The sequence below is a fragment of the Sphingomonas sp. CCH9-E2 genome, assembly GCF_001557215.1.
Classification (GTDB): domain Bacteria; phylum Pseudomonadota; class Alphaproteobacteria; order Sphingomonadales; family Sphingomonadaceae; genus Sphingomonas.
Genome location: NZ_LSJM01000296.1, coordinates 1 through 21,056, shown reverse-complemented (window position 1 = coordinate 21,056; position 21,056 = coordinate 1). Strand labels below are relative to the sequence as shown.

Annotated in this window: 19 protein-coding genes; 12 read left to right on the top strand and 7 right to left on the bottom strand. The window is 67.6% G+C overall.

Annotated features, from left to right (window positions below):
• Positions 1–3: 3 nt before the first annotated feature.
• The 7 genes from AX681_RS13655 to AX681_RS13625 all read left to right on the top strand — a co-directional run bounded on the left by AX681_RS13655 (position 4) and on the right by AX681_RS13625 (position 8,926).
• Positions 4–3,234 (top strand): efflux RND transporter permease subunit, encoded by a 3,231-nt coding sequence (locus AX681_RS13655; protein ID WP_066573203.1) that lies wholly within the window; start codon positions 4–6, stop codon positions 3,232–3,234.
• A gap of 58 nt (positions 3,235–3,292) precedes the next feature.
• On the top strand, positions 3,293–3,898 hold the full coding sequence (locus AX681_RS13650) for a cation transporter (RefSeq protein WP_066573201.1): 606 nt from the start codon (positions 3,293–3,295) through the stop codon (positions 3,896–3,898).
• Positions 3,895–6,369 carry a heavy metal translocating P-type ATPase gene (locus AX681_RS13645; RefSeq protein WP_066573199.1) on the top strand — a complete coding sequence of 825 codons (2,475 nt, stop codon included), beginning with the start codon at positions 3,895–3,897 and terminating at the stop codon, positions 6,367–6,369. Before AX681_RS13650 ends, AX681_RS13645 begins: the two co-directional genes overlap by 4 nt.
• Complete coding sequence (locus AX681_RS13640) at positions 6,366–7,565, top strand: acyltransferase family protein (protein ID WP_066573196.1); 1,200 nt, start codon at positions 6,366–6,368, stop codon at positions 7,563–7,565. Before AX681_RS13645 ends, AX681_RS13640 begins: the two co-directional genes overlap by 4 nt.
• Positions 7,552–8,019 carry an SRPBCC domain-containing protein gene (locus tag AX681_RS13635; protein ID WP_066573194.1) on the top strand — a complete coding sequence of 156 codons (468 nt, stop codon included), beginning with the start codon at positions 7,552–7,554 and terminating at the stop codon, positions 8,017–8,019. The genes AX681_RS13640 and AX681_RS13635 overlap by 14 nt, the downstream gene beginning before the upstream one ends.
• Positions 8,016–8,312: a hypothetical protein gene (locus AX681_RS13630; RefSeq protein ID WP_066661165.1), complete on the top strand. Its 297-nt coding sequence runs from the start codon at positions 8,016–8,018 to the stop codon at positions 8,310–8,312. Before AX681_RS13635 ends, AX681_RS13630 begins: the two co-directional genes overlap by 4 nt.
• Before the next feature lie 185 nt (positions 8,313–8,497).
• The gene (locus tag AX681_RS13625; RefSeq protein WP_066573188.1) at positions 8,498–8,926 is read left to right on the top strand and encodes a hypothetical protein; all 429 of its coding nucleotides are present in this window, start codon (positions 8,498–8,500) and stop codon (positions 8,924–8,926) included.
• A 27-nt stretch (positions 8,927–8,953) separates the two neighbouring features.
• On the opposite strand, the gene AX681_RS13620 is transcribed toward AX681_RS13625, so the two are convergent.
• Positions 8,954–9,613 carry a cation transporter gene (locus AX681_RS13620; protein ID WP_066573185.1) on the bottom strand — a complete coding sequence of 220 codons (660 nt, stop codon included), beginning with the start codon at positions 9,611–9,613 and terminating at the stop codon, positions 8,954–8,956.
• Between the two features lie 75 nt (positions 9,614–9,688).
• Here AX681_RS13620 and AX681_RS13615 point away from each other — a divergent pair, with 75 nt between their 5' ends.
• From AX681_RS13615 to AX681_RS13605, 3 genes are read left to right on the top strand one after another with little or no spacing between them, the layout of a single operon-like run.
• Positions 9,689–10,087, top strand: a complete 399-nt coding sequence (locus AX681_RS13615) for a MerR family transcriptional regulator (RefSeq protein ID WP_066573181.1) — start codon at positions 9,689–9,691, stop codon at positions 10,085–10,087.
• A 52-nt stretch (positions 10,088–10,139) separates the two neighbouring features.
• Positions 10,140–10,775: a cation transporter gene (locus AX681_RS13610; protein WP_082738000.1), complete on the top strand. Its 636-nt coding sequence runs from the start codon at positions 10,140–10,142 to the stop codon at positions 10,773–10,775.
• The gene (locus tag AX681_RS13605; protein WP_066573177.1) at positions 10,772–11,416 is read left to right on the top strand and encodes a class I SAM-dependent methyltransferase; all 645 of its coding nucleotides are present in this window, start codon (positions 10,772–10,774) and stop codon (positions 11,414–11,416) included. The genes AX681_RS13610 and AX681_RS13605 overlap by 4 nt, the downstream gene beginning before the upstream one ends.
• A 97-nt stretch (positions 11,417–11,513) precedes the next feature.
• Here AX681_RS13605 and AX681_RS13600 read toward each other — a convergent pair whose 3' ends face one another.
• On the bottom strand, positions 11,514–13,496 hold the full coding sequence (locus AX681_RS13600) for an FTR1 family protein (protein ID WP_066661163.1): 1,983 nt from the start codon (positions 13,494–13,496) through the stop codon (positions 11,514–11,516).
• Between the two features lie 131 nt (positions 13,497–13,627).
• The gene (locus tag AX681_RS13595) at positions 13,628–14,035 is read right to left on the bottom strand and encodes a MerR family transcriptional regulator (RefSeq protein ID WP_066573173.1); all 408 of its coding nucleotides are present in this window, start codon (positions 14,033–14,035) and stop codon (positions 13,628–13,630) included.
• 83 nt (positions 14,036–14,118) lie between these two features.
• On the opposite strand from AX681_RS13595, the gene AX681_RS13590 reads away from it, so the two are divergent.
• Together AX681_RS13590 and AX681_RS23215 are read left to right on the top strand one after the other, a co-directional pair.
• A complete protein-coding gene (locus tag AX681_RS13590; protein ID WP_066573170.1) occupies positions 14,119–14,487 on the top strand; it encodes a mercuric transporter MerT family protein in 369 nt (122 codons plus the stop codon).
• The gene (locus AX681_RS23215; protein ID WP_428842856.1) at positions 14,393–14,707 is read left to right on the top strand and encodes a GDCCVxC domain-containing (seleno)protein; all 315 of its coding nucleotides are present in this window, start codon (positions 14,393–14,395) and stop codon (positions 14,705–14,707) included. Before AX681_RS13590 ends, AX681_RS23215 begins: the two co-directional genes overlap by 95 nt.
• 67 nt (positions 14,708–14,774) lie before the next feature.
• Here AX681_RS23215 and AX681_RS13585 read toward each other — a convergent pair whose 3' ends face one another.
• From AX681_RS13585 to AX681_RS13570, 4 genes are read right to left on the bottom strand one after another with little or no spacing between them, the layout of a single operon-like run.
• Positions 14,775–15,161 (bottom strand): copper-binding protein, encoded by a 387-nt coding sequence (locus tag AX681_RS13585; protein ID WP_066573168.1) that lies wholly within the window; start codon positions 15,159–15,161, stop codon positions 14,775–14,777.
• Positions 15,158–18,313 carry an efflux RND transporter permease subunit gene (locus AX681_RS13580; RefSeq protein ID WP_066661156.1) on the bottom strand — a complete coding sequence of 1,052 codons (3,156 nt, stop codon included), beginning with the start codon at positions 18,311–18,313 and terminating at the stop codon, positions 15,158–15,160. Before AX681_RS13580 ends, AX681_RS13585 begins: the two co-directional genes overlap by 4 nt.
• Complete coding sequence (locus tag AX681_RS13575; RefSeq protein ID WP_066573165.1) at positions 18,310–19,788, bottom strand: efflux RND transporter periplasmic adaptor subunit; 1,479 nt, start codon at positions 19,786–19,788, stop codon at positions 18,310–18,312. The genes AX681_RS13580 and AX681_RS13575 overlap by 4 nt, the downstream gene beginning before the upstream one ends.
• Entirely contained in the window at positions 19,785–21,011 is a 1,227-nt protein-coding gene (locus AX681_RS13570) for a TolC family protein (RefSeq protein ID WP_066573163.1), read from the bottom strand. Before AX681_RS13570 ends, AX681_RS13575 begins: the two co-directional genes overlap by 4 nt.
• Positions 21,012–21,056: the final 45 nt, after the last annotated feature.

Below are 21,056 nucleotides of genomic sequence, written 5' to 3'. Positions count from 1 at the left end.
GCCATGATCGAACGTATTGTCACCTTTGCGGTCGAGCGGCGCTGGTTCGTCCTGCTCATGACCCTCATCGCCACCGTCATCGGCGCCGTCTCGTTGAGCCGGCTACCGATCGATGCGGTTCCCGACATCACCAACAACCAAGTCCAGATCAATATCCGCGCGCCCGCGCTCTCACCCGAGTTGGTCGAGAAGCAGGTCGCCTTCCCGATCGAGACCGCGCTCGCCGGCGTGCCCGGTCTCGAACATACCCGCTCGCTCAGCCGCAACGGCTTCGCGCAGGTGACCGCAGTGTTCACCGATTCCACCAACATCTATTTCGCACGCCAGCAGGTCGCGGAGCGGCTGCGCACCGCGGAGGAAAGCCTGCCTGCGGGTGCGACACCAGAAATGGGTCCGATCGCCACGGGTCTTGGTGAAGTCTATATGTGGACCGTCCACATGGCCCACCGGCCCGAGGACAAGCACAAGCCCGGCGAACCGGGTATCCAGCCCGACGGGAGCTACCTGACGCCTGAGGGTGAACGGCTGGTGAGCGAAGCCGACAAAGCAACCTATCTGCGCACGACGCAGGACTGGATCGTCGCGCCGCTGCTCAAATCCGTTCCGGGCCTTGCCGGCGTCGATTCGATCGGCGGCTATGTCAAGCAGTTCCAGGTCGTCCCTGACGTGCAGCGGCTGACCGCACTGAAGCTCAGCCTCGGAGACCTCGCGACCGCGCTCGAGGAGAACAACAGCGCGGTCGGCGCGGGCACGGTCGACCGCAACGGCGAGGGTCTGGCGGTGCGTTCGGATGCGCGCATCGCCAACGCCGACCAGCTCGGACGCACCGTCATCGCCACCCGCGAAGGTGTGCCGATCCTGCTCAATCAGGTCGCGACTGTGCGCACCGGCCAGGCGATCCGCATGGGTTCGGCCTCGGAAAATGCCCAGGAAGTCGTCGTCGGCACCGCGATCATGCGGATCGGGGAGAACAGCCGTAACGTCGCCTCGGCCGTCGCCACGCGGCTCGACGAGGTCAACGCCTCGCTGCCGACCGACATCGTCATCCAGCCGGTGCTCGACCGCACCGGGCTGGTCAATTCGACGATCAAGACGGTGGCGAAGAACCTCTCCGAAGGCGCGCTGCTGGTCATCGTCGTGCTGTTCCTGCTGCTCGGCAATTTCCGCGCGGCGCTGATCGCGGCGCTGGTGATCCCGGTCACCATGCTGATGACCAGCTTCGGCATGTTGCGCGGCGGCGTTTCGGCCAATCTGATGAGCCTTGGCGCGTTGGACTTCGGCCTGATCGTCGACGGCGCGGTGATCATCGTCGAGAATGCGCTGAGACGCATCGCCGAACGTCAGCACCATATCGGCCGCACGCTCGACAAGGGGGAACGGCTGTCGGTAGTGGCGGGCGCGGCGCGCGAGATGATCCGGCCCTCGGTCTATGGCCAGGCGATCATCATCCTCGTCTATGTGCCGCTGCTCACCCTGACCGGGGTCGAGGGCAAGACCTTCACGCCGATGGCACTGACCGTCATCCTCGCGCTGGCCTTCGCCTTCGTGCTCTCGTTGACCTTCGTGCCGGCGATGCTCGCGATCTGGCTGTCCAAGCCGGTCGAGGAGAAGGAGGGCCGGATCATGTCCTGGCTCAAGCGCCGCTATGAACCCGGTCTCGACCGGGCGATGGCGCGGCCGCGTGTCACGATCCTCGCGGGCGTCGGCGCTTTCCTGCTCGCGATCCTCGCCTTCATGACCCTGGGTCAGGAGTTTCTGCCTCAGCTCGACGAAGGCGACGCGACCGTCCAGGTGTTACGTGTCCCGGGTACCTCGGTCGAGCAGAGCCAGGCGATGCAGTTCCAGGTCGAAAAGGCGATCTCGAGCATTCCCGAGGTCAAATTCGTCTTCTCAAAGACCGGCACCGCCGAGCTCGCCTCGGATCCGATGCCGCCCAACATCTCCGACACTTTCGTCATCATGAAGAAGCACGCGGACTGGCCCGACCCCAGCCTCACCAAGGCCGAGGTCGTCGCCAAGATCGAGAAGGCGCTGGAGGGGCTTCCCGGCAACGCGTTCGAGATCAGCCAGCCGATCCAGATGCGGTTCAACGAGCTCATCGCAGGCGTGCGCGGCGACATCGCGGTCAAGGTGTTCGGCGACGACACCGACGCGATGAACGATACCGCCAACAAAATCGCCGGCATCCTGCGCGGCGTGGACGGCGCTACCGACGTCCGCGTCGAACAGACCGAGGGACTACCGATGCTCGACATCCGCCCCAATCGAGATGCCATGGCGCGGCTCGGAATCACCGCGCGGGTCATGCAGGATACCGTCGCCGCCGCGATCGGCGGGCGCGACGCCGGCATGATCTTCGAAGGTGACCGGCGCTTCGCGGTGACCATCCGGCTGACCGATGCCGCGCGCGCCGACCTCCAGACATTGGGGCAGGTACCGGTGCCGACTCCCGACGGGGCGTTCGTCCCGCTCGAGAGCGTCGCCGATATCGCGGTGACCTCCGGTCCCAACCAGATCAGCCGCGAGAATGGCAAGCGCCGCGTGGTGGTTCAGGCCAATGTCCGCGGCCGCGATGTGGCCGGGGTGGTCGAAGATGCGCGGGCGGCGATCGCGCGCGACGTTCGCCTGCCCGCCGGCCAGTATCTCGAATGGGGCGGCCAGTTCGAGAATCTCCAATCGGCTAGCGCCCGGCTCATGCTCGTGGTCCCGGCCTGCTTCGCGCTCATCATCCTGCTGCTCTACGGGGCATTGGGAAGCGTACGCGACGCAGCGATCGTGTTCACCGGCGTGCCGCTCGCGTTGGTTGGCGGGGTACTCGCCTTGTTCCTGAGGGGTATGCCCTTCTCGATCTCGGCAGCCGTTGGCTTCATCGCCCTGTCTGGCATCGCGGTTTTGAACGGGCTGGTCATGGTCACCTCGATCCAGGACCTGATGGCGCGCGGCGTCAGCCGGGCCGAGGCGGCCTATCAAGGTGCGCTCGCGCGGTTGCGGCCGGTAGTGATGACCGCGTTGGTCGCCTCGCTTGGCTTCGTGCCGATGGCGATCGCCACCGGATCGGGCGCCGAGGTGCAGAAGCCGCTCGCCACCGTGGTGATCGGCGGCCTGATCTCGGCGACGTTGCTCACCCTGTTCGTCCTACCGACGCTATACGCCCGCTACGGACGTCGCGAGACCGATGTTAGTGAAGTCGAGACGCCGTCGTCGCAGGGAGGAACGCCGCTCCCCGCCCACTAAGGTAACCCGGACCCGCCGCCGCGTGCGGCGGCGGGTCTCCGATCCGGAATGCTGGACCATGGCTCAACCGCAAGCCGACGACCGCCGCGAACGCCGCACCTTATGGTGGGTTCTGGCACTCAACGTGATGCTGGCGGGCGGTTTTCTCGGCGCCGGGCTCGTCGGCGATTCGAGCGCACTAATCGCCAACGGCCTCGACAATCTCTCTGATGCGGCGGTCTATGCGTTGAGCCTCGTGGCGCTCAGCCACGGACTGGCGTGGAAGCGCCGCGCAGCCAATGTGTCAGGCGCAATGCTGCTGCTGTTCGCGGTCGGTATCCTCATCGATGTCGGCCGGCGCTATGTCCAGGGCAGCGAGCCGATCGGCGCCACCATGATGATCATGGCCGCGATCGCCGCCGCCGTGAATTATCTGTGCCTGCGCCTGTTACAGCGGCTCGAGGCGCCTGATGTCAATCTTCGCGCCGCGACCACTTTCAGCTTCAACGACTTCATTTCCAATGGCGGGATCCTCGTCGCCGGCCTCCTTGTGCTGTGGCTCGGCAGCAACTGGCCCGACCTCGTCGTCGGCCTGCTCACCGCGCTGATCGCGATCAAGGGCGGCATCGAGATTCTGCGCGATACCCATCGGCAATCCCATCGCGACCGGGAGGAGACATCATGACCGAGATACTGCGCATTGATATCCCTGTAGTGCTGCCCGAGGTCGCCGACGCGGCCGACGCCTGTGTCGCGCGATTGACCGCTGAACTTGCCGGCCGTCGCGGCATCGCAGAAGCGCATGTCGTTCCTGCGGCCGGCGAGGCGCCCGCGCATCTGTGCGTCCATTACGATCCGGACATCGTCTCGCTGGTGCGGATCCGCGAGCTCGCTACCGCCGCCGGCGCGAACATCACCGAGCGCTTCGGCCATCTTCGCTGGGACGTCGAGGGGATCAGCCATCAGCGCCGCGCGCGCAGCATTGCCGAACAGCTTCAGCGCGTGAACGGGGTGATCGAGGCAGAGGCGAGCGCATCGGGCACGCTGCGGATCGAGTTCGACCGCACGCTGACCTCCGAAGCGGCGTTGCGCAGCTTCCTCGACCAGCTCGGGGTGCATGAGCGCAAGACGCCCGCCAACGCACCCGCTGTCACGCCGGACAGAGGCGCCGGCGACGATCACGCCGGGCATGATCATGGCGAGGGCGAACACGGCCATGCCCATGGCGGCCTGCTCGGCCCCAACACCGAGTTGTTCTTCGCGCTGGCCTGCGGCGCACTGCTCGGCATCGGCTTCCTGCTCGAAACTCTGGCCGCCGTTCCCGAATGGCTGCCACTCGCACTCTATATCGGCGCCTATGGCTTTGGCGGCTGGTTCACACTGCGCGAGGCGATCGACAATCTGCGCCTCAAGAAATTCGAAATCGACACGCTGATGCTGGTCGCCGCGGCCGGCGCGGCGGCGCTTGGCGCTTGGGCAGAAGGGGCGCTGCTCCTGTTCCTGTTCAGCCTCGGCCATGCACTCGAACATTATGCCATGGGCCGCGCCAAGCGCGCGATCGAGGCGCTGGCCGAACTCGCGCCGCAGACTGCGCTCGTCCGCCGCGGCGAAGCGCTCGTCGAGCTGCCGGTCGAGGACCTCGTGATCGGTGACACCGTGGTCGTCAAGCCCGATGAGCGCCTCCCCGCCGACGGGTTCCTCGTCAAGGGCACGAGCAGCGTCAACCAGGCGCCGGTCACCGGCGAAAGCATGCCGGTCGACAAGCGTCCCGTGCCTGATGAAGCTGCAGCGCGCGCGCAGCCCGAAGCGCTCGAAGCCGCCTATCGCGTGTTCGCCGGCACGATCAACGGCAGCGGGCTGATTGAGGTCGAGGTCACCCGCAAGTCGACAGAATCCGCGCTCGCTCGCGTCGTCCAGCTGGTCAGCGAGGCCGAGACCCAGAAGTCGCCGACCCAGCGCTTCACCGAACGCTTCGAGCGGGTGTTCGTGCCTGCTGTGCTCGGGCTGACCGTGCTGTTGCTGTTCGCCTGGGTGGTTGTCGACGAGCCGTTCCGCGATAGCTTCTATCGGGCGATGGCGGTGCTGGTCGCGGCCAGCCCCTGCGCGCTCGCTATCGCCACACCGAGCGCGGTGCTCTCGGGTGTCGCGCGCGCGGCGCGCGGCGGTGTGCTGATCAAGGGAGGTGGGCCGCTGGAGGAACTGGGTTCGCTGAAGGCGATCGCGTTCGACAAGACCGGCACGCTCACCGAAGGGCGCCCGCGTATCACCGACATCGTGCCGGCCCAGGGCATCGATCCCAGTGAACTGCTCGCCGCCGCGGTCGCGGTCGAGCGGCTAAGTGACCATCCACTCGCCCGCGCGATCGCGCGCGATGGCCAGGATCGGCTCGGCGAACGCGAGGTGCCGCCCGCACATGACCTGATCAGCATCACTGGCCAGGGCGTTCGCGCGACGCTGGACGGCGAGACGGTGCTGATTGGCAAGGCCGAGATGTTCGGGGTCGGGGCCATCGCGCCGCTGTCCGGCGAAATGGCGGGCGCGATCGCCGCGCTGCGCGAGCAGGGCCGGACCACCATGGTGGTCCGGCGCGGGGTGCAGGATCTGGGCGCGATCGGGCTGATGGACACGCCACGCGCTGCGGCGAAGGAAGCGATCGCCCGTATCCACGCGATGGGTATCACCCGGATGATCATGATCTCGGGCGATCATCAGAAGGTCGCCGAGTCGATCGCCAAGGAGGTGGGGCTCGACGAGGCCTGGGGCGACCTCATGCCCGAGGACAAGGTCGAGGCGATCCGCAAACTGCGCGCCACCGACAAGGTCGCGATGGTCGGCGACGGCGTCAACGACGCACCGGCGATGGCCAATGCCACCGTCGGCATCGCGATGGGCGCGGCCGGCTCCGATGTCGCGCTTGAGACCGCCGATGTCGCACTGATGGCGGACGATCTCGCGCATCTGCCGTTCGCGGTCGGGCTCAGTCGCGCAACCCGCCGGATCATCCGCCAGAATTTGGTGGTGAGCCTTGGCGTGGTCGCGGTGCTCGTGCCGGCGACGATCTTGGGGCTCGGTATCGGTCCCGCCGTGATGGCGCATGAGGGCTCGACGCTCGTCGTCGTGTTCAATGCACTGCGGCTGCTCGGATACCGCAAATGACCGGGAACGACCCCGCCGGCCGCGCCGGGGCTGCCGCAGTTAACCCCGCGTTCCTCTATATGGATGCGTTACGCGCCGTTCTCGCGCTCGTCGTCGCCTTCGGCCATATCTGGGCGCTGCTGATCGCGGACTACCGGCCGACCGACGACCTTCTCGTCAAGTCTCTCTACCTTGCCGCCGGCTTCGGCCACCCCGCGGTGATCCTGTTCTTCGTGCTCAGCGGCTTCTGGATCACGCGCAGCATCCTGCTCACGCCGCCAGCGCGCTGGACCTGGTCGGGCTATCTCAAGGATCGCCTCGTAAGGCTGCTGCTGGTGGTGGTACCGGCGCTACTGCTCGGCGGCCTGTTCGACTTTGCCGGGGTCGCCACGAGCTCGCCGACCCATCTCGGGCAGACCGGCAGCTATGTCTTGCCGCGCAGCGTCGCGACCTACCTCACCCTTCCCGACTTTCTCGGCAATCTCGTCTTCCTCCAGGGGCTGGTGGTGGCGCCATTCGGCTCTAATGGCCCGTTGTGGAGCCTCGCCTATGAGTTCTGGTTCTATATCTGGTTTCCTGCGCTGTGGTTCGCGCTGACGCAGCGGCGTTTCTCCTTCGCGCTGCTCACCCTCGCGCTCGGCATCGTCTATCCCGACCTGTTCTTCCACTTCCTGAGTTGGCTGTTCGGCACACTGCTCTTCCTCGTCTATCGCTGGTGCGAGGCCAATCGCACCCGAGTCGGCGCCATCCGTGACACGCTCTGGCTGCCCGGCGCGCTCCTGTTCGTGGCAACCCTCGCCTGGGGACGCACAGGCGCGTTTGCCGCCGAGGATCCGGTGCTCGCGTTCAGTTTCGCGATGTTGCTGCTAGGGTTGCTTCTGCGACGCACGCCGGCGCTTCCCGGGATTGCCCACCTCGCGCGCTACGGCCGCGAAACGAGCTTCTCGCTCTACGCGATCCATTTCCCGCTGATGGCGCTGGCGACCGCGGCGCTCATCGCCGCCGAGCGCCTGCCGCCCGACCCGCAAGCGATCGCCTGGGCGCTTGCGATCCTCGCCGCCTCGGCGTTTGCTGCTTGGGGGTTCGCGCGCGGCACTGAATCCCATACCGCAAGGGTGCGCGACTGGCTTGGCCGCGCCACAAGTGCCGGCACCCAAAGGCTCGCCGCGACCGAGAGCGGGATGGTTCTAGGGAGGCGCCGCCATGATCGCCGCTGAGAACGAAATCGCTATTCCTGCCCGCCCCGAAGCGGTCTGGGAGGTGCTGCTCGACTTTGAGCGCTATCCGAGTTGGCACCCCTTCATCGAGCTCGTGGGGGACCCCTCACTCGGCGCGAAGATCGAGTATCGCTACACCGGCAAGATGCTCGGGATGGGGCGGTTGCGCAAGATGCACAGCTTCGCGCGGATCACGGCGCTCGCGGCGCCCATCGAATTCGCATGGCGCATGAGCATGGGCTCGTTCCTGTTCCGGATCGACGAAAGCTACCGCCTTGAGCGGCATCCGACCGGGACCCGGCTTGCGCATCGTGTCGAGTATCGCGGCGTGGTCGCCCGGCTTTGGCGAGCAGGCATCACCAGTCGTGCCCATGTCATGATATGCGAGACCGATACAGCGTTGCGTGCCCGCTTCGTGAAGCGCCCGCCGCCACGCAAGCGAGGGCGTCGATGAACGATCGCGATTCATCCGGCCGACAACGCCATCGCCGCCCGTGGAGCGAGGATGACGACCGCGACCTGCGGCAGATGATCGAGGCGCGCGAGTCCGTGGCGCATATCGCCAGCACTTTGCAACGGACCCAGGACGCGATCCGCGGCCGCGCCGCCCAGTTCAAACTGATCCTGCCATCCGCGTTGCGCCCATGGCGCCGGCATTGGCGTCTCAGGGCGGGCAACGCGTCGCCAGCCACCCATCCGCAGAAAACCCAATCCGGGGACCCGGCCTCGGACGATGGCGGCAAATGAGCCGCAAGCGACATCAGAGCCGCCGTCAGAAGTGCGCTCGCTGTTGCATCCGGGACCAACGGCCGTGGGCCTCACCGGTCTGCTCGAGTACCGGTGATCGCTGCACCGCGACGGGGTCGGCACCTGAGGCTCCTCCTCCCGCGTCGGCTCTCCCGTCACCGCTACATGTTGATGAGGACAAACCCATGCGAGCCCGCACCTTCGCCGCCGCCCTCTTGCTCGCCCCCTTGCTTGTCGGCTGCATGAACGGACGCTTGCTGACCCCGATCATCGAGGCGCCACCACCCCAGCGCTTCGATATCTATTGGGTAAAAGCCTATGCCGCGCGCGATGCGGTCATCGTCACTGGCAAGGTCCGGCGCCCACTCGGACGGACGATGCCGGTGTCCGGGCATCTGCACCTCATTGCCTCATTCGGCGATGGCCAGCCCAAGGCGATTGCCGATACCCGCTGGGGCCCGATCGGCAGCCGCCAACGCAGCGGCAGCTTTTCGGCCCGGATGATAACAACCGACGCCACATCGCTTAGGCGCATCCGCATTGAGTATCGGCCGGGCCCGGCATGCGCGGTCAACCCACGGGCATCGGCCGCGCATCGCCTGCCCCGGCCATGATCGCAGCGATCGGGTTTTGGAGATCTATCATCCTGCGGCCCCCGGCTTTCCGGCAAATATGACCGGCGACGCTGCCGGACCCGACAGCTCGCGCATCGCATGCCGGATGATCTGCGCACCCCCAATGAGGCCGAGTCCAGCCATCACCCCCGCGACAATGAGATCGGGCCACGCGGTACCCGTTCCGAACACGCCTGCCGCGGCAAGCACCACCGCGACATTACCGATCGCGTCGTTGCGCGAGCAGATCCATACCGAGCGCATGTTCGCATCCCCCGTGCGGTAGCGAAACAGCATCAGCGCTACCGCACCATTGGCCACGAGCGCCGCAATACCCACCGCGCCCATCATCTCGGCCTCCGGAAGCGTACCATGCCAGACTGCCCAAAGCGTGGCTACGAGAACATACAGGCCCAGCAGGACGAGCGTGGCACCCTTCAGAAGCGCGGCACGGGCACGCCATGCCAGCGCCATGCCAGCCACGCCGAGACTGATGGCATAGTTGGCGCTGTCGCCCAGGAAATCGAGGGCGTCGGCCTGAAGGGATTTCGATCCGCCGGCGATACCGGCAACCATCTCGACGAGGAACATGGCAGCGTTCACCGCCAGCGCAATCCACAAGGCGCGCCGCCAGTGCGGATCGACCGCTGCCTTCTTGTCGTCGCAGGCGCAGCTCGTGCAGACCATTTCAACCCTATCGAACGAATCGGCTCCGCATTCTATATGCGGACTGTAGCAACTAGAGGGTCAAGCGGTTTTCCCATGCAGATCGGCGAACTGGCACGCATCACCTCGACCAAGGTCGAAACCATTCGTTTCTACGAGAAGATCGGATTGCTTCCCGAGCCCGGGCGCACTGCGGGCAATTACCGCGATTATGGCGGCGACCATCTCGCCCGGCTCTCCTTTATCCGCCGCGCGCGCGACCTGGGCTTCACGCTCGATCAGGTGCGCGAGCTCCTCGCCCTTTCCGACGATCGGGATCGCTCTTGCGGTGCCGTCGACACCGTCGCGCGTGCGCATCTCGCGCAGATCGATCAGAAAATTGCAGATCTCCGCGCACTGCGCCGCGAGCTCGACGAGCTGATCGGCCAATGCCGCCAAGGCGCGATTTCCGACTGCCGGATCATCGAAGCATTGGGACCCGAAACAAGCCATTGACCCTATAGTGACTATAGGGTGCAAAACCTGCTCGCGACTCGCGGAGGTGATGATGAGCGACTGTGGATGTGAGGCCGATACCGAACGTGCGGGCACGGACCCTGCCTATCGGCGGGCGCTATGGATCGTGGTGATCCTCAATGTCGGCTTCGGCGTGCTTGAGCTGGCGGGCGGCTTCATCGCCGGCTCGCAGGCGCTGAAGGCGGATTCGCTCGATTTCATCGGCGACGGATCGATCACGCTCTTCGGGCTGATCGCGCTGGGCTGGGCGGCGGTCGCGCGCAGCCGGGTTGCACTGGTGCAGGGCCTCTTCCTCGCAAGTCTCGGGCTCGGCGTGATCGGCTTTGCCGGGTGGCGCGCGTTCAATGCCATCCCGCCCGAAGCCGGATTGATGGGCGGGATCGGGATCGTCGCGCTCCTCGTCAACATTGCGGCCGCGCTGGTCCTCGCGCGGTTCCGCAACCAGGGGGACGCGCAAGCGCGCGCCATCTGGCTGTTCTCGCGCAACGATGCGCTGGCCAATATCGCCGTGATCGGCGCGGCGGTGCTGGTCGGCTGGACGGGACAGGCCTGGCCCGATCTCCTCGTCGCCGGCGTGATCGCGTTGCTGTTCCTCCATTCGGCCTATGACATCATCCGCGACGCCCGCCGCGAGCTGGCGGAGCATGCGACGAGGGCGCAGGCATGACTGACGGCAGCTACACCCCGCCGCTCGGGACCGGCGACACCGCCGATTACGACCGTGCGATCCGGCGCTGGACCCGCGAAATGCGCTGGCGCTATGCGATGATCGGGTTGCTCGCGGCACGTCCGGGCGAGACCGTCATCGATGTCGGGTGCGGCACCGGCAGCTTTGCCGTGATGCTGAAAGCGGCCGCCCCTGGCATACGGGTCATCGGCATCGACCCCGATGAGGAGGCCTTGGCGATCGCGCGCGCCAAGGGACAGGCGGCGGGCGCGGACATCCAGTGGGAGCGCGGATTTGCCCGCGATATCGGTTCGCGCGCCGCCGATGCGGTGACGTCGAGCCTGATGTTCCATCAGGTCCCGATGGCCGAGAAACGGGCGGGTCTCGCCGCGATGCATGCGGCGCTTCGGCCCGGCGGCAGGCTCGTGATCGCCGATTACGGGCGGCAGCAGGGATTGATGCGGCTGTTATTCCGCCTCACCATCCAGCGGCTCGATGGCGTGACCGACACCCAACCCAATGCCGATGGCGTGCTCCCCGAGCTCGTCCGGGCTGCGGGGTTCGACAATGTCCGGGAGGCGGCCCGCATCCACACGATAACCGGCACGATTGCGTTGATCATCGCGGATCGGCCCGGCTGACGAGGAGCAGCGGATGGTCATCAAGGCAGAGCAGAAGGCGATCCGGAAACAGGCCGTGCCCGCCTTTGCGCTTTGTCTTGCGGTGCTCGCCGGCCGGCTATTCGGCAGTTGAGCCCGGCACGCGGGCGGCGGCCGCGCTGCGCCCACTGTACCAGAAGCCGGCAACCAGCACGCCGATCGCCGCGATCTGCGCAAGCACGGTCTGGGTCGTCGGAAACAGCCCGAGAATCTCGATGCGCGGCACGTTGGCGAGGGGCATCACGCCGAGGATCCCGGCCTCCTGCAGCCCGGCGACGCCCTTGCCGGCGAGCACGACCGCGAGGATCGCGATCAGGATCGCGCTCCACGAGAAGAATTGGGTGATCGGAAGCCGGGCGCTGAACCGGAGCATGACCCAGGCGATCACGGCGAGCAGGCCGGCAGCGGTGGCAGCGCCGGCCAGCATCGCCATATCATTCCCCTCCGCCCAGAGCGCGGCGTAGAACAGGATCGTCTCGAACACCTCGCGATAGACGACGAGGAAGGAAAGCAGGAACAGGAACCAGCCCGACTGGCGCGACAGCGCCGCGGTCACTTTGGCCTTCACATAGCGCTGCCACGCCTCGGCATTGCTCTTGCCGTGCATCCAGATGCCGACGCTGAGCAGGATGATCGCCGCGAACAGCGACCCGAACCCTTCGGTGAGCTCGCGCGATGCGCCGCTCACGCTGATGAAATAGGTCGCGACGAACCAGGTGGCGATCCCGGCGGCGAGCGCGGCGATCCAGCCGCCATGGACGAAGCCGAGCACTTCGGTGCGCTCGGTCTTTCTGAGGAACGCGATCATCGCGATGACGATCAGCAGCGCTTCGAGTCCCTCGCGCAGCAGCACGCCGAACGCGCCGAGGAAGCTCGATGCGCCGCTCGCCCGCTCGGGCGCCAGCGCGGCTTCGGCCTCGCTGAACAGATTTGCCAGCGAACGGTTCGCCACTTCGACTTCGCTGACCGGACGCCCTTGTCCGATCGCCGCGCGAAGCGCGCCCATCGCACCTTCGATCCGCGCCATCAGCGCCGCATCCCGTGCAGCGAGCACCGGCTCGACCGGCTCGAAGCCGTCGAGATAGGCGGACAGCGCGAGATCCGCCGCGGCCTTGCGGTCGCCGGCGCGATAGGCAGCCAGGCTCTGGGCGAGCCGTTCGCGCGTCAGCGCGAGCGAACCATCGACGCGCACGGTCACCGCGTCGGGATGGCGGCGCAGATAGGCAGTGAGCGCGGTCGCTTTTTGCGAACCGATGTCGGCCGCCAAAGCGGCCGGGGTGACGCCGACCAGCGCCGCCAGATTGGGATATCGGGCGCGGATCGCCGCGTCCTCGCGCCACAACCGCTCGCCCTCGCGCGCCGCCGCTTCGGGATAGGCGATTTGGCCGGCATGGAAGGCCAGCGCCCAGCGATCGGCCTCGGGCAGCGCCGCGAAGCTCTGCATCGCCGTGCCGTCGAGGCCCTGGCTGATCACCTGATAGAGGCCGAACAGGCTGCGCTGATCGGCACGCGCCTTGTCGGTGAACGCGATCGGCGGGGGATCGAGCCCGGCTGCGTCGCGTCCATGGCCGTCGCCGTTCGCGCCATGGCAGGATGCGCAATTCTGCGCATACAGCGCGGCAGCGCGCGTGAGCTCGGGCGGAGAACTGGGCGCCAGCGGAACCGGATAGGCCGCGAGCAACGCGGCGGCGAGCGCCCGCGATTGCCCGGCCACCGCTTGCGGCGATTCCCTGGCGGCGATTGCGCTGCGCAGGGCGGCCGATCGACGGAGCAGATCGGTCCTGGCCGAGCCGGGTGCCAGCGTCTGGATACGCGTTTCGACCTGGCCCGCGAATTCGGTCATCTCGGCATATTCGGCGGCGCTGATGACCTTGCCGCCAGAGACCGCGCCCGAATAGTCGACGGCGATATAGTCGAGCAGCCGCCAGGTCGTCTGCACCTCGGCATCGCTGGCCCGCGCCGCGAGCGGCAGCGTCAGCATGGTCAGCGCCAACACCAACCACAGCAACAAGGGTCGGCGCGCATCGGCAGGGGTGGGAGCAGCAAGGTGGCCGGGGCGCATCGACGAGTCCCTTGTTAAGAATCGTTCGCGATCTGCACCCTCTAGCAGGTCGAGGGTCAAGGGCTATTTCCAAATTCGGCGATCGGATCGCCAACGGCTGGCCAGGCTTGGGCTCAAAGCCCTGGATCCGCTCAATGGCGCGCGGACAATGTACTGATCAGCGGGCACCCGACCTGATCGCCGGCGCTGCAGGCCCGAACGGTGTCGGCGAGCACCCGCTCCATGCGCTTCAAATCCACGATTCGCGCGCGAACCTGCTTGAGGTGCGAGGCCGCGATCTCGCGGGCATCGTCACAGGAGACAGTGTCGGCGGTGGCTATGCCGAGCAGCGCGCGGATCTCGTCCAGCGTGAAGCCCAGTTCGCGGGCGCGCCGGACGAAATTGAGCCGCGCGACATCGGCCGTGCCGAAACTGCGATAGCGGCCGCGTCGCGCGGCCTTGGGCAGGAGCCCGATACGCTCATAATAGCGGATCGTCTCGATATTGCAGCGGGTGCGCCGCGACAGCTCCCCGATTGCGATGGTCTCCGATGTCGTCATCTGCTGCTCGAAATTGGGGGTTGAGTCTGTAGCGGCTACAGACGGTAGGGTGCGATTCCGTTGATCGCAAGGAGTCGCCCATCGTGTCCGGACCGCCTGATTCCCGTCCGCCTTCGGGCGCGCGCGGCGCCGCCATTTTTACGGCCGGCGGCATCGCGGCAGCCTTTGGCGTCGCGTCGTGCTGCGCGCTGCCGATGTTGCTCGCCACCGCTGGCCTCGGCGCCGGTTGGCTCGGCGGTATCGCCATGGCTGCCAGCCCGTATCGGACGCTGCTGCTGTGCGTGAGCGCGCTTTTCCTGATCGGCGGCGCGGTCCTGCTCTGGCGGCAGCAGCGCATCGCGAGGGCCTGCGGCCCCGATGGTGCCTGTACGCCGCCTGGCGTGCGGGTGGTCCTCCTCATCGGCCTGCTGCTCGGCGCGATCCTCCTCTGGCTCGGCTATTCCTATGTCTGAGGGCTCGTTCATTCCCCAATCGACGCTCACCTGTCCGCTGTGCGGGGTGGCAAAGACCGAGACAATGCCGACGAGCGCCTGCCAGTATTTCTATGACTGCAGCGGGTGCGGGGCGGTGCTGCGGCCAAAGGCCGGCGATTGCTGCGTCTTCTGTTCCTATGGCACCGAGCCCTGTCCCCCGATCCAACTCGCGGGACCGGACGCCGCCTGCTGCCGCTAGCCGGACGAGGCCGGGGCGGGCCACCGCCTTAGCGGCGGCCCGGGAACAGGGTTTGGAACCGTGCCGGCTATTGCTTTGCGATCGCGGTCACCTCACCGGCATTGCCGCGAACGGTCAGGTCGAAGGCAATTTTGTCCCCGACAGCGACGCCGCCCAGCAGTTCGGGCTTTGCGGTGAACGCCATCGTCATCGCCGGCCAGCCGAGCTCTGGAATCGGGCCGTGATCGAGCGTGATCTCGCCGGCCGCCTTGTCGAGCGCGGTCACGGTGCCGACGCCCTTGCTCGACTTCGCCTCGGCGGGCATCGCCATATTGCCCGACATAGCGTCCGTGCCGCCGGGCGCGTCGGCCGTCGCGGTGTTGGCGGGTGCCGCCGTATCGCTCGCGGGCTTCTCGCCGCAGGCGGCGAGCAGCATGGCGAGGCCGAGTGCCGGGGTCAGGTAGAGTGGGTTCATTGGTCGTCTCCTTGCAGGTTGCGGGTTGAAGCGGGCGTCGCGCCGGGCCGGCGCATCAGGAGGTAGGCGGCGGGGATCACGAACATCGACAGGAGCGGCGCCGTGAGCATGCCGCCGATCATCGGCGCGGCGATCCGGCTCATGACCTCGGAGCCCGCGCCCGAGCCGACCAGGATCGGCAACAGGCCGGCGATGATCACCGCGACCGTCATCGCCTTGGGCCGGACGCGCAGCAGCGCGCCTTCGCGAACCGCGTGCTGGACCTCGTCGGCGGCGGGTTCGGGCCCGCGCGCCTCGAGCGCATGCTTGAGATAGATGAGCATCACCACGCCGAACTCGGCGGCGACCCCGGCCAGGGCGATGAACCCGACCCCGGTTGCGACCGACTGGTGATAGCCGAGCAGGTAGAGCAGCCAGAAGCCTCCCGTCATCGCGAACGGCAAGGTGCCCATGATCAGCGCCGCTTCGCCGACGCGCCGGAAGATCAGGAACAGCAGCAGGAAGATGATCGCCAGCGTGGCAGGCACCACCAGCATCAGCCGGTCGAGCGCGCGCTGCAGATATTCGAACTGTCCCGAATAGGCGATCGACACGCCCGGCGAGAGCTTGACCTGCCGCGCCACCGCCGCTTGCAGGTCGGACACCACCGAAGCGAGGTCGCGCCCGCGCACATCGACATAGACCCAGGTCGAGGGCCGCCCATTCTCGGTCTTGAGCATCGGCGGCCCGTCGGCGATCGCGACCTTGGCGACGGTGCCGAGCGTGATCTGCTGGCCCGAAGGGGTCAGCACCGGTAGCGCCCGCAAAGCCTCGGGGCTGTCGCGCAGCTCGCGCGGATAGCGCACGCTGATCGGATAGCGTGCCAGCCCCTCGACCGTCTGGCCGATCGTCTCGCCGCCGATCGCGCCGGCGACGATCGCCTGCACGTCGGCGATGTTGAGCCCGTATCGGGCCGCTGCGGCGCGATCGATGTCGATATCGACGTAACGCCCGCCGATCAGTCGTTCGGCGAGTGCCGAGCCGACGCCGGGGACGGCCTTGGCCACGCCCTCGACGTCGCGCGCGATGCGGTCGATCTCGGCAAGGTCGCTTCCCGATACCTTGACGCCGATCGGGCTCTTGATGCCGGTCGCGAGCATGTCGATGCGGTTGCGGATCGGGGGCACCCAGATATTGGCGAGTCCCGGCACCTTCACCGCGCGGTCGAGCTCCTCGACCAGCTTCTCCGGCGTCATGCCCGGCCGCCACTGGTCGCGAGGCTTGAAGCGGATCGTCGTCTCGAACATCTCGAGCGGTGCCGGGTCGGTCGCGCTCTCGGCACGCCCGGCCTTGCCGAACACGCTCTGCACCTCGGGGACGGTCTTGATCATCCGGTCGGTCTGCTGGAGCAGCTCGGACGCCTTGGCCGCCGACAGCCCGGGCAGTGCCGAGGGCATGTAGAGCAGGTCGCCCTCGTTCATCGCGGGCAGGAACTCGCCGCCGAGCCGCGACACCGGCCAGGCGGTGGTCGCGAACACGAGCAGCGCGATCACCAGCACCGTCTTCGGCCGCCGGAGCGTCCAGTCGATCGCGGGGCGGTACGCGGCGGTGAGCGCACGGTTGATCGGATTGGCCTGCTCGGACGGGATGCGGCCGCGGATCAGCCAGCCCATCAGCACGGGGACCAGCGTCACCGACAGGATCGCTGCCGCCGCCATGGTATAGGTCTTGGTGAAGGCGAGCGGCGCGAACAGCCGCCCTTCCTGCGCCTGAAGCGTAAACACGGGCACGAACGACAGCGTGATGATGAGCAGGCTGAAGAACAGTGCCGGCCCGACCTCGATCGCGGCCTGGGTGATCACCCGCCAGCGCTCGGTGCCTTCCAGCCGCTCGCCGGGATGATCATGCTCCCAGCGCTCCAGCGCCTTGTGCGCGTTCTCGATCATCACGATCGCCGCGTCGACCATGGCGCCGATCGCGATCGCGATGCCGCCCAGCGACATGATATTGGCGTTGACGCCCTGGAAGCGCATCACGACGAAGGCCGCGAGGATGCCGAGCGGCAGGGTCACGATCGCGACCAGCGCCGAGCGGACGTGCCAGAGGAACAGCGCGCAAACGAGCGCGACGACGATGAACTCCTCGATGAGCTTGTGGGTGAGGTTGTCGATCGACGCGTCGATCAGCTGCGAACGATCATAGGTCGGGACGATCGCCACCCCGGCAGGCAGGCTCTTCTTCAGTTCCTCGAGCTTGGTTTGCACGGCTGCGATGGTGGCGCGCGCATCGGCGCCCGAGCGCAGGATGACGACGCCGCCCGCCACCTCGCCATCGCCATCGAGCTCGGCGATGCCGCGCCGCATTTCGGGACCGACCTGGATAGTAGCGACTTCGCCCAGCGTCACCGGGACCCCGCCCGCGGCGGTCCTGAGCGGGATCGCGCGGAAATCGTCCAGCGACTTCAGATAGCCCGAGGCGCGGACCATATATTCGGCCTCGGCCAGCTCGACGACGGCGCCGCCGGCCTCCTGATTGGCGCGCTGGATCGCTTCGACGGCCTGGCTGTGGGTGACGCCGTAGCCGGCGAGCTTCACCGGATCGAGCACGACCTGGTACTGCCTGACCATGCCGCCGATGCTCGCGACCTCGGCGACGCCGGGCAGGCTCTTCAGCTCATAGCGCAGGAACCAGTCCTGCAGGGATCGTAGCTGCGACAGGTCATGGCCGCCGGTGCGGTCGACCAGCGCATATTCATAGACCCAGCCGACCCCCGTCGCATCCGGCCCGATCGCGCTCTTCGCCGCCTCGGGCATCCGGCCCTGCACCTGGTTGAGATATTCAAGGACACGGCTGCGCGCCCAATAGAGATCGGTGCCGTCGGCGAAGATCACGTAGACGAAGCTGTCGCCGAAGAAGCTGTAGCCGCGCACGGTCTTTGCACCCGGTACCGACAGCATCGTGGTTGCCAGCGGATAGGTGACCTGGTTCTCGACGATCTGCGGCGCCTGGCCCGGATAGCTGGTGCGGATGATCACCTGGGTGTCGGACAGGTCGGGCAGTGCGTCGATCGGCGTCACCCGCACCGCCCAGAGTCCGGCGGCGACCAGTGCCAGCGCACCCAGCACGACGAACAGCTTGTTCGCGACCGACCATAGGATGATGCGCGCGATCATTGCCCTGCCTCGCGCGTCATGCGGCGCAATGTCGGCCCTTCGGGCGGCTGGTCGAAGCCGAACCGCACCCGGTCGCCGACCTTGAACCCGCGCGCGAGCGCGGGCGAGCCGAGCCGGAACGTCATCGTCATCGCCGGCCATCTGAGCGCCGGTACAGGGCCATGATCGAGCGTCACGCCGCTGGCGTCGATCTTTCCGATCCTGCCGACCGCTTCATACAGCGCGGGCTGCGCGGCGGGTGGCCGAGCGGAACCCCCGATCGGCCGCGCGGGCACGCTCGACAGGCTCGCTTCGGAATCGAGCAGGAACTGGCCCGATGCGACAATCTTCTCGCCGTCGGAGAGACCCGCGAGGATCTCGGTCTTGCCGCCAGCTTCGCTGCCGGCCTGGACCTCGGCCGGCTGATAGCGGCCCCCCGCAAGTGCCAGCATGACGAGCGTGCGCTTGCCGGTACGGATCACCGCTTCGGATGGCACGAGCAGCGCGGAGCGGCTCGCGCCTCCAAAGTCCACGCTCGCGAACATACCCGGGCGCAAGCGTCCGCCGCGATTGGGCAACTCGATCCGTACCGTCAGCGTGCGGCTCTCGGCCTGGATGTCAGGCAGGATCGCGGCGACGCGGCCGGTGAACCGCTCGCCCGGCCAGGCGGAGAGCGTCGCCGTCGCGCTTTGGCCGGGGCGGAGCTGCCCCGCCAGCGCTTCGGGAACCGCGGCGTTGAGCCACACCGTTGCGAGTCCATTGACTTCGGCAAGGGTTTGTCCGGCGGTAACGGTCATGCCCTGGCGCACGCCGAGCGTCTTGATCGTGCCGCCGGCCGGTGTCGCGATCGTGATCACATTGTGCGGCCGGCCGCCGCGCTCGACCGCGGCGATCGTGCCGGGCGGCATGCCGAGCAGCGCGAGCCGCTGGCGCGCCGCCTGTGCCAGCGCCGGATTGCCGGTTCGGCGCACCGCAAGATACTCGGCCTGGGCGCCCGCCCATTCGGGAATGAGCAGGTCGGCAAGCGGCGCCCCCGCGCCGATCACATCGCCCGGCGCCCGGGCATAGACGCGTTGCACAAATCCGGCGGCGCGCGCCTGGACGATCGCCACGTCGCGCTGGTTGAAATCGATCGTGCCGGTGGCGGTGAGGCCGCTCGCCAATGCGCCGCGTTCGGCGGTGGCGACACGAAGCCCCAGGCTTTGCACCCGCGCCGGATCGATGGCCATGCCAGGCGCGCCCTGCGCGCCCTCATCGGCGTATTTGGGCACGAGCTGCATATCCATGAACGGCGACTTGCCCGGCTTGTCGAAATGCTGGCTCGGCACCATCGGGTCGTACCAGTAGAGGATCTTGCGGCCGTCCTGGCCGGCCTGTTGCGGCGGCGCATCGGTCCGGCCGAACTGGGCGATGCCGTAGCCGGCGGCGCCCGCGGCAAGCGCAAGAACGGCACCGGCAAGCCCGAGCCGGGCGCGGTGTGAAAGCTGGATGGTCATTGGTCACCCCCATAGGTCAGCACCAGCCGCGCGGCGTCGCGCGCGACGGTGGCTTCGCGGTCGAGCATCTGGAGCGCGGCACCGGCGAACATTGTCTGGGCCTGGATCAGGTCGAGCAGGGTCGCACGGCCGGCGGAATAGCTCACCGTCTCGAGATCGGCCCGCTGGCGGGCAAGCGGGAGCAGCGTGTCCTTCGCGCGCATCCATTGCCCATGGTGCATGACATGGTCGGCAAGGCCCGCTTCGAGCTCGGCGCGCAGGGCGCGCCGGACATCCTCACGCTGCGCCAGGACGGCCCCTTCGCTGGCGACCGCGGCGTCGATCCTGGGATCCTGACGCTTCCGGGTAAACAGCGGAAGGCTCATGGTCGCGCCCAACGAGACCATGTCGCCATAGCCACTGCCGCGCTTCTGATAGGCAAGCTCGAACCCCCAATCGGGACGCTTCTCGGCGCGTGCCAGCGAGACATCGGCCTCGGCGGCACGCACGCGCGCGATCACGGCTGCGAGATCGGGATGCCGGTCGATCGTGGCGCGCAGCGCCTCCGGCTCGATCGCGAAATTCGGGATCGCGCCCTCGATCTCAGGGCTGGGGTCGCCGGTCCAGCGCGACAGGATCGCGCGCGCGCGCGCCACTTCGGCGGCGACCTCGCTGCGCCGGTCCTCGAGCGCGGCGATCGCCTGGCGAATTTCGAGGGTCTGGGCCGGGCGCGCCGAGCCCGACGCGACGCTCGACGCTGCCGGCGCCACATATTGCGCGAGCTCGGCGAGCGCTTGGTCGAGCGCACCGAGCCGCCGTTGCGCATAGGCAAGGTCGATCCAGGCAAGCGCGGTCGCCACCCGCACCCGGCGCAACTCGGCCCCGGCATCGGCTTCGGCGACGCCGATATCCGCATCGGCCTTGCCGCTGCGCGCATGGCGCTTGGCGAGGTTCGGTACGTCCTGGCTGATACCGAGCCGTGCCATCGTCATCTCGTCACGACCAAAGCGAAAGGCGGGCGGCCCCGAGATCGGAACATTGTCGAGCCCGGCGCCGAGGCGGGGATCGGGCAGTTGGCCGGCGGCGGTCGCGGAGGAACGCCGCGCCTCGACGTCGAACGACCGCGCCTTGAGCGACGGCGCCTGCGCGGCCGCGACGGCCAGCGCGTCGTCAAAGGTCAGCGGGTCAGCGACGGCCGCGGTGGGAAGCGTCGCGAGCAGCGACGCCAGCAAGAAGGTGCGCATGGCGATCTCCTGACATGGAAGCCTGCGATGCCGGCGGGGCGGCAG

Excerpts from the sequence above, each read along its gene's own strand:
- AX681_RS13610 (WP_082738000.1), top strand. The coding sequence starts at position 10,140 with ATGAGCGACTGTGGATGTGAGGCCGATACCGAACGTGCGGGCACGGAC.
- AX681_RS13605 (WP_066573177.1), top strand. The coding sequence starts at position 10,772 with ATGACTGACGGCAGCTACACCCCGCCGCTCGGGACCGGCGACACCGCC.
- AX681_RS13635 (WP_066573194.1), top strand. The coding sequence starts at position 7,552 with ATGATCGCCGCTGAGAACGAAATCGCTATTCCTGCCCGCCCCGAAGCG.
- AX681_RS13580 (WP_066661156.1), bottom strand. The coding sequence starts at position 18,313 with ATGATCGCGCGCATCATCCTATGGTCGGTCGCGAACAAGCTGTTCGTC.
- AX681_RS23215 (WP_428842856.1), top strand. The coding sequence starts at position 14,393 with ATGGTGCCTGTACGCCGCCTGGCGTGCGGGTGGTCCTCCTCATCGGCC.
- AX681_RS13570 (WP_066573163.1), bottom strand. The coding sequence starts at position 21,011 with ATGCGCACCTTCTTGCTGGCGTCGCTGCTCGCGACGCTTCCCACCGCG.
- AX681_RS13600 (WP_066661163.1), bottom strand. The coding sequence starts at position 13,496 with ATGCGCCCCGGCCACCTTGCTGCTCCCACCCCTGCCGATGCGCGCCGA.
- AX681_RS13655 (WP_066573203.1), top strand. The coding sequence starts at position 4 with ATGATCGAACGTATTGTCACCTTTGCGGTCGAGCGGCGCTGGTTCGTC.
- AX681_RS13645 (WP_066573199.1), top strand. The coding sequence starts at position 3,895 with ATGACCGAGATACTGCGCATTGATATCCCTGTAGTGCTGCCCGAGGTC.
- AX681_RS13595 (WP_066573173.1), bottom strand. The coding sequence starts at position 14,035 with ATGACGACATCGGAGACCATCGCAATCGGGGAGCTGTCGCGGCGCACC.
- AX681_RS13630 (WP_066661165.1), top strand. The coding sequence starts at position 8,016 with ATGAACGATCGCGATTCATCCGGCCGACAACGCCATCGCCGCCCGTGG.
- AX681_RS13650 (WP_066573201.1), top strand. The coding sequence starts at position 3,293 with ATGGCTCAACCGCAAGCCGACGACCGCCGCGAACGCCGCACCTTATGG.
- AX681_RS13615 (WP_066573181.1), top strand. The coding sequence starts at position 9,689 with ATGCAGATCGGCGAACTGGCACGCATCACCTCGACCAAGGTCGAAACC.
- AX681_RS13625 (WP_066573188.1), top strand. The coding sequence starts at position 8,498 with ATGCGAGCCCGCACCTTCGCCGCCGCCCTCTTGCTCGCCCCCTTGCTT.
- AX681_RS13640 (WP_066573196.1), top strand. The coding sequence starts at position 6,366 with ATGACCGGGAACGACCCCGCCGGCCGCGCCGGGGCTGCCGCAGTTAAC.
- AX681_RS13620 (WP_066573185.1), bottom strand. The coding sequence starts at position 9,613 with ATGGTCTGCACGAGCTGCGCCTGCGACGACAAGAAGGCAGCGGTCGAT.
- AX681_RS13575 (WP_066573165.1), bottom strand. The coding sequence starts at position 19,788 with ATGACCATCCAGCTTTCACACCGCGCCCGGCTCGGGCTTGCCGGTGCC.
- AX681_RS13585 (WP_066573168.1), bottom strand. The coding sequence starts at position 15,161 with ATGAACCCACTCTACCTGACCCCGGCACTCGGCCTCGCCATGCTGCTC.